The organism is Paractinoplanes maris, assembly GCF_023544465.1.
GTDB classification, from domain to species: Bacteria; Actinomycetota; Actinomycetes; order Mycobacteriales; family Micromonosporaceae; genus Actinoplanes; species Actinoplanes maris.
This window is the reverse complement of sequence record NZ_JALPVL010000013.1, coordinates 152,147-164,154: the sequence shown is the minus strand read 5'-3', so window position 1 is coordinate 164,154 and position 12,008 is coordinate 152,147. Positions and strand designations below refer to the sequence as shown.

The window sequence follows — 12,008 nt, the reverse complement described above, 5'->3', positions numbered from 1 at the left end:
ATCATATTTGGCCGGAGAACGCCCCAAGAACAATACGGAGGTCAAATAGATTGCCGTCTCTTGTTACGCTGCGCGCGACCGACGACCTCCCGCGCCGAACGGACCGGCCCTTGCCGACGCGCCCGCGAAGTCCCGGCGGCTCCGGCGGCGGCACCCCGGACCCGCCATCCCACGGCGGCTCCCGGCCCCACGGCGCAAGCAGCGGGCGCGGGGCCGGCACCATTGCCGCTGCCCAGCAGTCGACACAGTCGGTGGCCCGACGCGGCCGAGCAGGCGCAGGGCACAACACCCCCGTCGACGGCTCTCAGCCCGGGCGGCCCGCGCCGTCGGCTGACGACCTCGCGCTCAGCGCGATCATGCGGACCTACGACCAACTGGGCGACACCCCGCCGCCGTTCAACCTCGCCCGCAACGACGACGCGTTCAGCACCAACGGCGCGCACACAGTCGAACGGCACGGACCCGATCTCACGATGAGGCGGGATCCGAGCACGCGAACCGTCGAAGGACGCATCTACGGTGACCCGCCGTGGCCAAGCAGGGAGTCCCGGTCGTTCAAGTGGACGGACCACACGACCATGAACCGCGAGGTCAACCGCTACGTGCAGGAGAACTGGGAAACCATTCGCAGTGACCTGGCGGCGAACGGAACCCACAAGGGCGGTTTCGACGCCCATCATCGCGTCGGCGAGGGCTACTACAACAAGGGCATGTACGGCGCTGGTCCCCCTCAAGCCGAATACGGAACGACCAGCCTGGTCAGTGTTCGCATCAAGCTCGTGCCCGGGTCGGATCCACCACAGCCGTTCATCGTCACCGCCTTCCCGACGGGGGTACTTTGAGCCCGTGGACCTGAGTCAGCTCCCCGAGCCCCTCCGCGCCCGCATGGCCGAGCGGGATGCTCGCCCTGCTCTGCGGAAGGTGCGCGACTTTCTTCAGACCTATGTCATGGATGCCGTCGACCTCGACGAGATGCGCGCGGATCTCTCGGACACGGCGGGTTACAGCACCCGGTCCCTGCACCAGGATCTCGAGGCCCTGGAGTGGGTTCTTACGGCCGAGCTTCCTACGGGCACATTGCTCCACCTGGTCGAGGACGACGCCAACTTCGGCCTGGACGAGGATCCGACCGATGCCGGCGCCACGGTGTTCCTGCGGCGGGTCGTCGACATCCTCCGTGAGGTGCTCGAGTCGGCGAGGTAAGGAATGCAGGGACCCCTGCACGCACGCATGGCCGAACAGGACGCATGGTCTTCGGCCGAGTGGGTCGGATGGCTGCTGCGGGGGCACGTCGCCGACACGGACGGCGATGATGAGATCCGCGATGAGCTGATGACGACCGCCCGGCACAGCACACGCTCCCTTCGCCGCGCGGTAGTTGCCGTCGACGTCGTGCTGGCCGAACAGCAACCACCGGGCACCTTGATCTTCATGGTCGCGGACGACGGCGGCCGGGCATTGGACGACCCGACCGACCGCGGAGCCGCCGAGTTTCTGCGGCGGCTGGCCGACTGGACCCGTGCCGCTGTCGAAGCCGCCGAGGCGGGACATCGATGATTGACGTGGCGCGGTAGAAAGAAGTGGTGACTGAGCCACTGCTGGATCCGGACAGTTCGCGGGAATACCTGCGGGACTGGAAAGGGCGTGTCGACCGGGCCGCGGCCGCCACTCAGGCCATGGCCGAGCGGCTCGGGGACCTGCGGATCAGCGCGGTCGACGGCAACGAGCTGGCCGAGGTGACGATCGACTCGAACGGCGTTCTCGTCGACGTGCGGTTCACCGAGCGGATCCACCGGGTCACCCCCGACGCGGTGTCGCGGGCCGTGCTCACCGCCCAGGGCATCGCGCGGCGGAAGGTGGCCGAGCTCAGCCGGCAGATCATCGACGAGACGATGGGGCCGGGCTCGACGGCCGGCCGGGTGATCGAGCAGCGGCTGCGGGGAGCGGCGGATGAGTGATGGGTTCCAGGTCGACGCGCAGCAGATCCGGGCGCACGCCACCAAGGTCGACGCGATCCAGCAGCGCTTCGCGGCCGTGCGGTCGGCGAGCACGGCCATCGTTCAGGACGACGCCGCGTACGGCCTGCTCTGCGGCTGGATGGCCGGCATTCTCGAGGCCCGGCACACCAAGCAGGACGAGCTTTACACGTACGTCGAGGAGAACCTCCGCCTGGCCTCGGACGCTCTCATCCGGACGAGTCAGGACTACGAGCGCGCCGACGACGACGCGGCCGACCGGTTGCGCCGGGCCGGTGGTCTCGGATGACCAATCTGATCGCCGTCGCGTCGACCGGGCCGGGCACCTCGGGCGCCTCGCTGGTCGACAGCTTCCAGGGGCTGCAGCAGTCGATCTCCGGCGGCGGCTGGGTCGACCAGGCGCTGGCCGGTGGGGCGTTCGCGCTCGAGGCCGCGTCGGCCGTGCTCGACCCGTTCAGCACGCTGCTGGCCAACGGCCTGGGCTGGGCGATGGAGTATTTCGAGCCGCTGCGCGAGGTTCTCGACAAGCTGGCGGGCATCCCCGAGCGGGTGGCCGCGCACGCCGCCACCTGGGAGAACATGGCCCGCGAGCTGTCCGCCATGGCCGGTGACCTGCAGGGCGCGCTGGCCGCCGACGTGCCCGACTGGACCGGCCCGGCCGCGATGACCTATCAGAGCCTGATGGCCAACAACGTCGACGCCCTGGGCGGGCTCTCGTCGCTGGCCGCCACCATGTCGGCGTCCACCCAGGCGGCCGGCAATCTGGTGATGTTCACCCGGGATCTCGTCCGGGATCTGATCGCCGACCTGGTGGCTCGGGTGATCGTCTGGGCCGCCGAGGCCTTGCTCGTCGTGACCATCCCGATCGTCGCCGCCCAGATCGCCTCGGCGGTGCTGAAGTGGGCGGGCCGCATCTTCGGCTACACGACCGCGCTGGTCACGAGCCTGACCAACCTGAGCCGCCTCGTGAACGGGTGACCGCGTCACTCCGCCGGGTCACACCGGTCGTCACGTCGCCGGGTGGCCGTGTCATGGTTCGGTGGTGAAAGATCAGCGTCGGGAGCCGGCCTACCTCGACGAGATGCGCGAGCTCATGCGTCAGGTGATCGCGGCCGACGACCCGTCGGTCCCCGCCGCCGCCATCCTGGCCGCCCTGCACGACCACCTGGAGACCGAGGACTTCGCGACCAGCCTCTATCTGGTGTGGGGCTGCCTGGGCGAGAGCGAGTGGGAGCCGGACCGGGCGGCCGACGCGGCCCGCGAGTGGCTGGCCCTGGACCACCACGACCGCGACGCGGTGCGCCGCCACTACGATCACTGGCTCTATCAGGTCTGTGGATACCAACGCCCTTGACGCACGCCGGTCCGCCCGGTCGAGGCGTGGCGTAATGTCGGCGCGGTGCGACGTACGGTGAGGCAGTGGGGAGGGCCGGGGTGACCAGGTCGTTCACCGAGACGCTGGCGCAGTTGTTGAAGGCCCGCTTCCCGGTTCTCTATCTGGAGACGTACGAGGAACAGCGCGCCCTGCATCAGGTGGCGGCCGTCGCCGGTGACGCCGCGCTGGTGCGCGTGCCCCGCGCCGTGTGGACCTGGTCGGTGACCGGCGGCCTGATCCAGCCCGACGGGAAGGCTCGCCCGGGTGCCGAGCGGGCCGTCGATGCCCTGCAGGCGATCCAGCGCGTCGACGAGCCGGCGATCTTCGTCTTCCGGGACCTGCACCCGCTGCACCAGGACGGGCAGTACCCGCAGAACATGGAGCTCGTGCGGCTGCTGCGCGATGTCGCTCAGGCTTTCCGCGGCGGCCGCAGCCCGCGCTGCCTGGTGCTGGTCTCACCGGTGCTGCACATCCCGGCCGAGCTCAGCAAGGACGTGACGATCGTCGACTTCCCGCTGCCCGGTCCGGCCGAGCTCCGCGGTCTGCTGGAGGCCATGATCCGGTCGAACACCGCGTCGGGTCGCCTGCGGATCGCCTTGGACGAGGCGCAACGGGAGCGCTTCGTGGCCGCGGCGCTCGGGCTGACCATGCAGGAGGCCGAGAACGCGTACGCCCGGGCCATGGTGAACGACGCGGTGCTCGACCTGGCCGACCTGGAGATCGTCCACGAGGAGAAGAGCCAGACCGTCCGCAAATCGGGCGTGCTCGAGTTTGTCGGCACCGGCATCCTGCTCGACGACGTCGGCGGTCTTCAGAAGCTCAAGAGCTGGCTGGTCAAGCGGAACGGGTCGTGGCTGGCCGAGGCGGCCGAGTACGGTCTACCGGCCCCGCGCGGCGTGCTGATCACCGGCGTGCCCGGCTGCGGCAAGTCGCTCACCGCCAAGGCGATGGCCACCGCGTGGGGGCTCCCGCTGCTGCGCTTCGACATCGGGCGGGTCTTCTCCGGGCTGGTCGGCTCGAGCGAGCACAACATGCGGACCGCGCTGCGCACCGCCGAGGCGGTGGCGCCCTGCGTGCTGTGGGTCGACGAGATCGAGAAGGGGTTCGCGGGCGGCACCGGCGGCGATTCCGGCACCGGGGCCCGGGTCTTCGGCACCTTCCTGACCTGGATGCAGGAGAAGAGCGCGCCGGTCTTCGTGATCGCGACCGCCAACGATTTCGAGGGGCTGCCGCCCGAGTTGCTGCGCAAAGGACGGTTCGACGAGACGTTCTTCGTCGACCTGCCCAGCCGGTCGGAACGCGTCGCGGTGTGGCGGGTGCACCTGGGCCGGGCCCTGAGCCACCGCCGCGCGGCCGGCGGGCTGGAGGCCGGCGGCGAAATGCTGACCGAGCTGGCCGGGTTGACCGGCGGATACTCGGGCGCCGAGATCGAGCAGGCCGTCACGGCGGCCCTCTTCGACGCGTTCTCGGAGCGCCGGCCGCTGAGCCGCGACGACCTCGTCCGCGCGGTGATGAGCATCGTGCCGCTCAGCGTCACCCAGGCCGAGCGCATCGAGGCCCTGCGCGGGTGGGCGAGCAACCGCGCGGTGTCGGCGACGGCGAACGACGACTGGGATCTCAGCAACAACACCGGGAGCTCATGGTGAGTGTGTCTTTGTTATTGGTGCCACTGGCGATGGCCGGGGTGGCCGCCGTGCAGGCTGCGGCGGCTCGCTCGGCCGACGGCCGGACGGTCCAGGTGCAGACCCGGATGCGAGACGTCACCCTGCTTTCGGCCGCGCTGCGGGACGCGGGCGGATCAGTCAGCACGCACGGTGACACGGTCACCGCCACGTTCGGTCCGGCCACGGCCGGCTTCACGCGCGGGGCCGACGGCATCTGGGCCGCGCACGTCGAGGGCATGGATCAGCAGCGGGCGGTCGAGCTCGTGCTGGCCGTCGACGCCGCCTACGGGCGTCAGGTGCAGCAGGCCGTCCTGACCCGGCTGCGCGCGCAGGCACCCGCGGCCGGGCTGCGGCTCGAATCGGAATCGGTGAACGAGGACGCGAGCGTGCGGCTGGTCTTCGAGGTCGGGCAGGAGCGAAGGTGACCCGCCCCCGTATCGTCGTGACGGTGAGCGGTGACGGCCGGGTCACCGCCGAGACCGTCGACATCCTGGGCGACCGCTGCCTCGACTACATCGCCGTCCTCGAGGATCTCGTGGACGGCCAAGTCAGCGCGAGCGCCTTCACCGCCGACTACACCCGGCAGACCGAGCACGCGCAGGAACAGCAGGTGAACCGTGACGTGGACCCCGCCTGACCCGGGCTATCAGCCGCCGCCTCCACCGGCCGGGCCGGCCAAACTGTCCTGGCGGCTCGGGCACAGCGCCTGGGTGCTGGCGCCGATCCTCAGCTTCGGCTGCCTGGCCGCGGCCGGCTTCCTCTATGTGGGCATCCGCGCCCGCAAGCCGTCATGGTGGATCCCCGGCGTCGCCTACAGCGTGGTGGCCTGGGTCTTCTTCATCCTCGGCGGCGAGGCGGCGGACGGCTCCACCATGGAGGACGTCTCGTACGGGGTGTTCTTCGCGTTGTGGGCGGCCAGTGTCGTCCACGCGCTGATCATCAACCCGTCCTGGCTGCGCTGGCGGGCGGGCCACCGGCCGTGGTATTCGCAGCCCCCGGCACCCCCGGTGGCCTGGGCCCCGCCGCCGCCCCCGGCTCCGCTGCCCCCGCAGATGCACGGCCTCGTTCCCGGGCCGCAGCAGTACTACGCGGGTCCGGTCGACGTGAACACCGCCGACGGGCCACAGCTGGCCACCCTGCCCGGTTTCGGCCCCGACCGCATCGCTCACGTGCTGGCTGTGCGGCAGGCGCGGGGTGGCTTCATCAATCTCCACGACTTCGCCGCGGCCGCGGGTCTGGCCCCGCACGAACTGGTCGCCGTCCGCGACCGGGTCGTCGTCAGCCCACCGCCGCCGGCCCCCGACCGGCCCGGACCCGGCCCGACCGGGGAAGGCCCGCCCGGACCGTACGGCCGCATCGTCGATGTCTGAGCCGCCACCCGTGCGGCTGGCCCGGTTTCTCGACCGCACCACCGCCGAGGGGCCGGGGGAACGCACCGCCATCTGGGTGCAGGGCTGCACCATTCGCTGTGCGGGGTGCTTCAACCCGCATTTGTTCGGCCCGCACGGCGGCGTGCTCGTGCCGCCGGCTGAGCTGGTCGAGCGGGTGCTGGCGACGGGCACCGACGGGCTCACCCTGCTCGGCGGCGAGCCGTTCGAGCAGGCGACCGCCTTGGCCGCGGTGGCCGCCGGCGTCCGGCGGGCCGGGCGCACGGTGATGACCTTCACCGGTTACGAGTACGAGGATCTGCGGCGCCGGGACGACGCGACGGCCCTGCTGGCGGCCACCGACCTGCTGGTCGCCGGCCCGTTCCGGCGCGAGTTGCTCGACCGGGAGTGGCCGTGGGTGGGGTCGGCCAACCAGCGGTTCCTGCACCTGAGCAACCGGATGCGCGAGGCGGCCGCCTCGCCCGACCGGCTCGAGGTGACGGTGACCGCGTCGGGCGAGGTCGCGGTCAACGGATGGGCCGACTCGGAGACGCTCGACGCGCTCCTGGCCGGCGGGCTCCGTCACGGGCCGGCCGGCGCGGGGCGCAACCGCGCCATCCCTCACCGGCCCGCGACGGAGGTCTCCTGAGGCGGGCCCCGCCTTTCGGGCGTGTCAGACGCGCTCGAGAGCCGGCTCCACCGTGGTCCACTGGGCCGACTCGGCCGAGCGGCTCACCGCGTCGAGCACGAGCTGCACCTGCAGGGCGTCGGCGAACGACGGGGTGGGCTGCTGACCGGTGGCGATCGCCTCGATCAGGTCGCGGACCTCGTGGGTGAAAGTGTGCTCGTAGCCGATGCCGTGACCCGGCGGCCACCACGCCGCGATGTACGGGTGGTCGGCCTCGGTCACCAGGATGCGGCTGAAGCCCTGCTCGGTGCTGGGCAGCGCGCCGTCGTAGAACTCGAGTTCGTTCTGCCGTTCGAAGTCGAACGCCAGCGAGCCGAGCGAGCCGTTCAGCTCGACCCGCAACGCGTTCTTGCGGCCGGTGGCGAAACGCGTGGCCTCGTACGTCCCCACCGCTCCCCCGTCGAGCCGGGCCAGGAACAGGGCCGCGTCGTCGACCGTCACGTCGCCCAGGCCGGTGCCGTCGGCCGCGGCCGAGAGGCCGGCCGAGGCACCGGGCAGCGGCCGCTGCTTGACGAAGGTCTCGGTCAGCGCCGACACCGAGCTGATCGACTGCCCGGTCACGAACTGGGTCAGGTCGATGATGTGGGCACCGATGTCGCCCAGCGCGCCCGAGCCCGCCAGTTCCTTGCGCAGGCGCCAGACCAGCGGGAACTCCGGGTCGACGATCCAGTCCTGCAGGTAGCTGGCCCGGACGTGCCGGATCGTGCCGATGCGGCCGTCCTGCACGAACTTGCGCATGAGCGCCACGGCGGGCACCCGGCGGTAGTTGAAGGCGCACATGGCGCGTACGCCGGAGGAAGCGGCCTGGGCCGCGGCCGCCGCCATCTCGCGGGCCTCGGCCACCGTGTTGGCCAGGGGTTTCTCGCACAGCACGTGCTTGCCCGCGGCCAGCGCGGCCAGCGCGATCTCGGCGTGCGTGTCACCGGGGGTGCAGATGTCGATCAGGTCGATGTCGTCCCGATCGATCAGCGTGCGCCAGTCGGTGGTGTGCCCCTCCCAGCCGAGCTTCGCGGCGGCGGCCGCCACCCCTTCCGGGGAACGGCCGCTCACCGCGGTCATCCGTGCCGACAGCGGCAGGTCGAACGCGTGGTTGACGGTGCGCCAGGCCACCGAGTGGGTGGCGCCCATGAACGCGTAGCCGACCATGCCGACCCGCAGCTGCTCCGACATCGAATCTCCTCCGGTTCCGATTAGCTCCGTCGAACGCCCAGCTCAGAAACCGAGCTTGGCGTACTGCGCGGCGTTGTCCTTGGTGATCGTCTCGGAGGCGAGAGTGATCTCCTGGGGCACCTGCAGCTCGACCAGGTCGCTCATGCCCTTGCCCTGCCCGATGAGCCGGGCCAGCGAGATGGCCGAGGACGCCATCGACGGGCTGTAGGTCACGGTCGCCTTGAGCACCGAGTCGTCCTTGGTGATCGCGTCGATCGCGGCCTTCGAGCCCGCGCCGCCGACCATGAAGAACTCGCTGCGGCTGGTCTGCTTGATCGCCGCGAGCACGCCGATGCCCTGGTCGTCGTCGTGGTTCCAGAGCGCGTCCATCTTGGGCAGCGCCTGCAGCAGGGCGGTCGCGGCGGCCTGGCCGGAGTCGGCGGTGAACTCCGCCGGGCGCCGGTTGGCGACCTTGAACCCGAACTCGGCCAGGGCGATCTTGAAGCCCTCGCTGCGCTCCTGGGTGAGCTCGAGCGAGTCGATGCCCGGGATCTCACCGATGATCGGGTTGGTCACGCCCTTGGCCTTGAGCTGCTGACCGATGTAGTGACCGGCCGCGGTGCCCATGCCGAAGTTGTCGCCCTTGATCTGCAGGCGGAAGGCGGCCCGCGACGGGAACGCGCGGTCGAGGTTGATCACCGGGATGCCGGCCTTCATCGCCTCGAGGCCGGCCGCGTCGAGCTCCTTGCCGTCGGCCGGCAGCATCACCAGCACGGTGGGCTTCTGCGCGATGAGCGTCGAGATCGCGGCGCGCTGGGCGGCCGCGTCGGTGCCCGACTCGACGGCCTTGAACTCCACGTCGGAGTACGCCGCGGCCTGAGCCTTGGCGTTGTTGGTGATCGCGGCGAGCCAGCCGTGGTCGGCGGCCGGGGCCGAGAAGCCGATGATGACCTTCTCGCCGGCGGCCGCGTTCGGGTTGGCGCTGGCGTCCGTGTTGGTGTTCACCTGCGCGGAGTTGTCGGGCTCATTGCTCGTGCAGGCGGTCAGAAGGGCGCCGGCACCGACGGCCGCGCCGCCGAACAGAATGCGCCTACGGGACAAAGCGGACATGATTCCTCCCAAGGGGGTACCCGGACGAGCGAACCGGGCGAGAAAAGAAAATCAGCGCTTGAACAATTGCGTGAGGGACTTGTAGCGGAACTGCTGGATCAGGACGGCGGCCACGATGATCGCGCCCTTCACCATGTTCTGGACCTCGGTGGAGAGGTTGTTGATGGCGAACAGGTTGGTGATGGTGGAGAAGACCAGAACCCCGAAGAGGGCGCCGATAATGGTGCCGCGGCCGCCGCTGAGCAGCGTGCCACCGATGATGGCGGCGGCGATCGCGTCCAGCTCGTAGAGGTTGGCCATGGCCGCCTGGGCACTGGTCGCCTGCGAGGTGAGCATGATCGCGCCGATGCCGCAGCACAGACCGGAGAGCGCGTAGAGCAGCATCGTGTGCCGCTTGACGTTGATGCCGGCGAGCCGGGCCGCCTCGGGGTTGCCGCCGACCGCGACCGTGCGCCGGCCGAAGGTGGTGCGGTTGAGCAACACCCAGCCCGCCGCGACGACGAGACCGAGGATCCAGACCAGCAGCGGGATGCCGAGCAACCGCTCGCTGGCCAGGCTGTTGATCGTGTCGTTGGCCGACACCTGGGTCTGCTTGCCGGAGATCTGAGCGGCCAGGCCCCGGGCCGCGACCAGCATCGCCAGGGTGGCGATGAAGGGCACGAGCTTCCCGTACGAGATGAGGACTCCGTTGACGAGGCCGACCGCGATGCCGACGACCAGCGCCGTGAAGATCATGCCGCCGGCGCCGTAACTCTGGGTCGCCAGCGTGGTGGCCCAGACCCCGGCCAGGGCGATGATCGCACCGACCGACAGGTCGATGCCGCCCCCGATGATCACGAAGGTCATACCGACCGTGACCACGCCGATCGCCGACGCCTGCTGCAGGATCGTCAGGAAGTTGTTCTTGACCCAGGTCGGGTCGCTGTAGAGGTCGGGCTTGGTGATGATGCCCACCACGATCAGGAGGACCAGCACGCCGACGAGCCCCAGATTGCGCAGGGTGTTCTCGTCGAGCTTGCGACGTTGCTGCTTGGCGGGCGCCTCCGGGGGCGCCGTCTGGGTAGTCATGCTGGCTCCCCTTCCAGAATGGACTCAGTTGTGAGCGATCCGGCCATGATCAGGTCGAGGACGGCGTCCTCGTCGATGTCCCCGGCCGGGGCCTCGTGGATGATCCGGCCCTCGCGCATCACCAGCACCCGGTCGGCCAGGCCGAGCACCTCGGGTACCTCGCTCGAGACCAGCAGCACCCCGACGCCGCGTTCGGCGAGGTCGTGGATGACCTGGTAGAGCTCGGCCCGGGCGCCGACGTCGACGCCGCGGGTGGGTTCGTCGAGCAGCAGCAGCTTGGTGTCGTCGAGCAGCCACCGGCCGACCACGACCTTCTGCTGGTTGCCGCCCGAGAGCGTGCGGATCGGGCGGTTGACGTCGCGCGGCCGCAGTTCGAGTGCCTCGGCGGTGCGCTCCGCGGCCTTGCGCTCGCCGTTCGTGTCGGTGAAGCCGGCCTTGGCGAAACCGGAGAACGAGGCGAGAGTCATGTTCTTGTAGACCGGCTCGTCGAGCAGCAGCGCCTGGCTCTTGCGCTCCTCGGGCGCCATGCCCATGCCCCGGCGCACGGCGCCGCCGACGCTGGTGATCCGCTTGCCGTCGAGGGTGACGGTGCCGGCATCCGCACGGCGCGCGCCGAAGATGGTCTCGAGCAGCTCGGACCGGCCCGACCCGACCAGGCCGGCGATGCCGACGATCTCGCCCGGCCCGACGGTGAGGTTGGCGTCGGCGAACTCGCCGGTGCGGCCCAGCCCTTCGACGACCAGCAGCGGGTCGCGCTGCTCGGCCGGGCGGCGGGGCGGGAAGACGTATTCGATGGTGCGGCCGGTCATCCGGCTGACCAGATCGCGGGTCGGCGTCGAGCGGGCCGGCAGGTTGGCCGCCGTGGTGCGGCCGTCCTTGAGCACGGTGACCCGGTCGCCGATCTCGCGGATCTCCTCCAGCCGGTGGGAGATGTAGATGACCGCGATGCCCTGCGCCGTGAGCTCCCGGATGATGCGGAACAGGTTCTCCACCTCATCATGAGCGAGCACAGCGCTGGGCTCGTCCATGACGATCAGCCGGGCGTCGTGCGAGAGCGCACGGGCCATGCTGACGACCTGCTTGCCGGCCGCGGGCAGGGATCGCACCGCCTGCTGCGGCGGGATCTCGGCGTGGCCGAGGCGAGAGAGGATCTCCCGGGTCCGGACGGCCGTGGAGCGCCGGCGGGTGAAGCCGAGCCGGCTGTCCTCGTGGCCCAGGAACGCGTTCTCGGCGACGGAGAGATCGTCGACGAGGTCGAGCTCCTGATAGATCGTGGCGATGCCGGCGCGCATGGCGGCCTGCGGGGTGGCGGGCGCGAACGGCTCGCCCAGCCAGGTGATCTCGCCGCCGTCGGCGTGGTGCACGCCGGCCAGCGTCTTGATCAGGGTGGACTTGCCGGCGCCGTTCTGCCCGAGCAGGCAGTGCACCTCGCCGGCGCGCACCTCGAGCTGCACGCCGTCGAGGGCGCGCACGCCCGGGAAGGTTTTGACCACATCGGTCAGCCGCAGAACCACGTCGCCGGGGCCTTCGCCCCGGTCGTCGACCGGCGGGCCCGGCACCTGGTCATCGGTCTTGAGGGCGGTGGAGGCGTCGGCCGAAGCGCCGTCGCGC

Annotated in this window: 16 protein-coding genes; 12 read left to right on the top strand and 4 right to left on the bottom strand. The window is 70.6% G+C overall.

Translation table 11 applies throughout. The annotated features are described in order from the left end of the window. Positions 1-356: 356 nt before the first annotated feature. The 12 genes from NAG42_RS33925 (at position 357) to NAG42_RS33870 (ending at position 7,031) form a co-directional block, all read left to right on the top strand. Complete coding sequence (locus tag NAG42_RS33925; protein WP_250036067.1) at positions 357-842, top strand: hypothetical protein; 486 nt, start codon at positions 357-359, stop codon at positions 840-842. Positions 843-846: 4 nt separating this feature from the next. Further along, positions 847-1,203 (top strand): hypothetical protein, encoded by a 357-nt coding sequence (locus NAG42_RS33920; protein WP_250036066.1) that lies wholly within the window; start codon positions 847-849, stop codon positions 1,201-1,203. A gap of 27 nt (positions 1,204-1,230) precedes the next feature. Further along, positions 1,231-1,557 (top strand): hypothetical protein, encoded by a 327-nt coding sequence (locus NAG42_RS33915; RefSeq protein ID WP_250036065.1) that lies wholly within the window; start codon positions 1,231-1,233, stop codon positions 1,555-1,557. A gap of 26 nt (positions 1,558-1,583) precedes the next feature. Continuing rightward, positions 1,584-1,958, top strand: a complete 375-nt coding sequence (locus NAG42_RS33910) for a YbaB/EbfC family nucleoid-associated protein (RefSeq protein ID WP_250036064.1) — start codon at positions 1,584-1,586, stop codon at positions 1,956-1,958. Then, the gene (locus NAG42_RS33905) at positions 1,951-2,265 is read left to right on the top strand and encodes a type VII secretion target (RefSeq protein WP_250036063.1); all 315 of its coding nucleotides are present in this window, start codon (positions 1,951-1,953) and stop codon (positions 2,263-2,265) included. Before NAG42_RS33910 ends, NAG42_RS33905 begins: the two co-directional genes overlap by 8 nt. Continuing rightward, positions 2,262-2,954 carry a WXG100 family type VII secretion target gene (locus tag NAG42_RS33900; protein WP_250036062.1) on the top strand — a complete coding sequence of 231 codons (693 nt, stop codon included), beginning with the start codon at positions 2,262-2,264 and terminating at the stop codon, positions 2,952-2,954. The genes NAG42_RS33905 and NAG42_RS33900 overlap by 4 nt, the downstream gene beginning before the upstream one ends. Positions 2,955-3,018: 64 nt before the next feature. Next, positions 3,019-3,330 (top strand): hypothetical protein, encoded by a 312-nt coding sequence (locus NAG42_RS33895; protein WP_250036061.1) that lies wholly within the window; start codon positions 3,019-3,021, stop codon positions 3,328-3,330. An 80-nt stretch (positions 3,331-3,410) separates the two neighbouring features. After that, positions 3,411-4,997 (top strand): Ycf46 family AAA ATPase, encoded by a 1,587-nt coding sequence (locus NAG42_RS33890; protein WP_250036059.1) that lies wholly within the window; start codon positions 3,411-3,413, stop codon positions 4,995-4,997. Then, entirely contained in the window at positions 4,994-5,440 is a 447-nt protein-coding gene (locus tag NAG42_RS33885; RefSeq protein WP_250036057.1) for a hypothetical protein, read from the top strand. Before NAG42_RS33890 ends, NAG42_RS33885 begins: the two co-directional genes overlap by 4 nt. Continuing rightward, on the top strand, positions 5,437-5,652 hold the full coding sequence (locus NAG42_RS33880; protein WP_250036055.1) for a DUF2997 domain-containing protein: 216 nt from the start codon (positions 5,437-5,439) through the stop codon (positions 5,650-5,652). The genes NAG42_RS33885 and NAG42_RS33880 overlap by 4 nt, the downstream gene beginning before the upstream one ends. Then, positions 5,633-6,385, top strand: coding sequence for a ComEA family DNA-binding protein (locus NAG42_RS45165; protein ID WP_250036053.1), 753 nt, complete (start codon positions 5,633-5,635; stop codon positions 6,383-6,385). The genes NAG42_RS33880 and NAG42_RS45165 overlap by 20 nt, the downstream gene beginning before the upstream one ends. Beyond that, positions 6,378-7,031 (top strand): 4Fe-4S single cluster domain-containing protein, encoded by a 654-nt coding sequence (locus NAG42_RS33870; RefSeq protein ID WP_250036051.1) that lies wholly within the window; start codon positions 6,378-6,380, stop codon positions 7,029-7,031. The genes NAG42_RS45165 and NAG42_RS33870 overlap by 8 nt, the downstream gene beginning before the upstream one ends. A 24-nt stretch (positions 7,032-7,055) precedes the next feature. Here NAG42_RS33870 and NAG42_RS33865 read toward each other — a convergent pair whose 3' ends face one another. From NAG42_RS33865 to NAG42_RS33850, 4 genes are read right to left on the bottom strand one after another with little or no spacing between them, the layout of a single operon-like run. Further along, positions 7,056-8,240 (bottom strand): Gfo/Idh/MocA family protein, encoded by a 1,185-nt coding sequence (locus tag NAG42_RS33865; protein WP_250036050.1) that lies wholly within the window; start codon positions 8,238-8,240, stop codon positions 7,056-7,058. A 42-nt stretch (positions 8,241-8,282) separates the two neighbouring features. After that, positions 8,283-9,329, bottom strand: a complete 1,047-nt coding sequence (locus tag NAG42_RS33860) for a substrate-binding domain-containing protein (RefSeq protein WP_250036049.1) — start codon at positions 9,327-9,329, stop codon at positions 8,283-8,285. Positions 9,330-9,380: 51 nt separating this feature from the next. Next, the gene (locus NAG42_RS33855; protein ID WP_250036048.1) at positions 9,381-10,397 is read right to left on the bottom strand and encodes an ABC transporter permease; all 1,017 of its coding nucleotides are present in this window, start codon (positions 10,395-10,397) and stop codon (positions 9,381-9,383) included. Then, on the bottom strand, positions 10,394-11,911 hold the full coding sequence (locus NAG42_RS33850; protein WP_250036310.1) for a sugar ABC transporter ATP-binding protein: 1,518 nt from the start codon (positions 11,909-11,911) through the stop codon (positions 10,394-10,396). The genes NAG42_RS33855 and NAG42_RS33850 overlap by 4 nt, the downstream gene beginning before the upstream one ends. Between the last annotated feature and the right edge of the window lie 97 nt (positions 11,912-12,008).

Excerpts from the sequence above, each read along its gene's own strand:
- NAG42_RS33870 (WP_250036051.1), top strand. The coding sequence starts at position 6,378 with ATGTCTGAGCCGCCACCCGTGCGGCTGGCCCGGTTTCTCGACCGCACC.
- NAG42_RS33915 (WP_250036065.1), top strand. The coding sequence starts at position 1,231 with ATGGCCGAACAGGACGCATGGTCTTCGGCCGAGTGGGTCGGATGGCTG.
- NAG42_RS33860 (WP_250036049.1), bottom strand. The coding sequence starts at position 9,329 with ATGTCCGCTTTGTCCCGTAGGCGCATTCTGTTCGGCGGCGCGGCCGTC.
- NAG42_RS33905 (WP_250036063.1), top strand. The coding sequence starts at position 1,951 with ATGAGTGATGGGTTCCAGGTCGACGCGCAGCAGATCCGGGCGCACGCC.
- NAG42_RS33900 (WP_250036062.1), top strand. The coding sequence starts at position 2,262 with ATGACCAATCTGATCGCCGTCGCGTCGACCGGGCCGGGCACCTCGGGC.
- NAG42_RS33925 (WP_250036067.1), top strand. The coding sequence starts at position 357 with ATGCGGACCTACGACCAACTGGGCGACACCCCGCCGCCGTTCAACCTC.
- NAG42_RS33865 (WP_250036050.1), bottom strand. The coding sequence starts at position 8,240 with ATGTCGGAGCAGCTGCGGGTCGGCATGGTCGGCTACGCGTTCATGGGC.
- NAG42_RS33855 (WP_250036048.1), bottom strand. The coding sequence starts at position 10,397 with ATGACTACCCAGACGGCGCCCCCGGAGGCGCCCGCCAAGCAGCAACGT.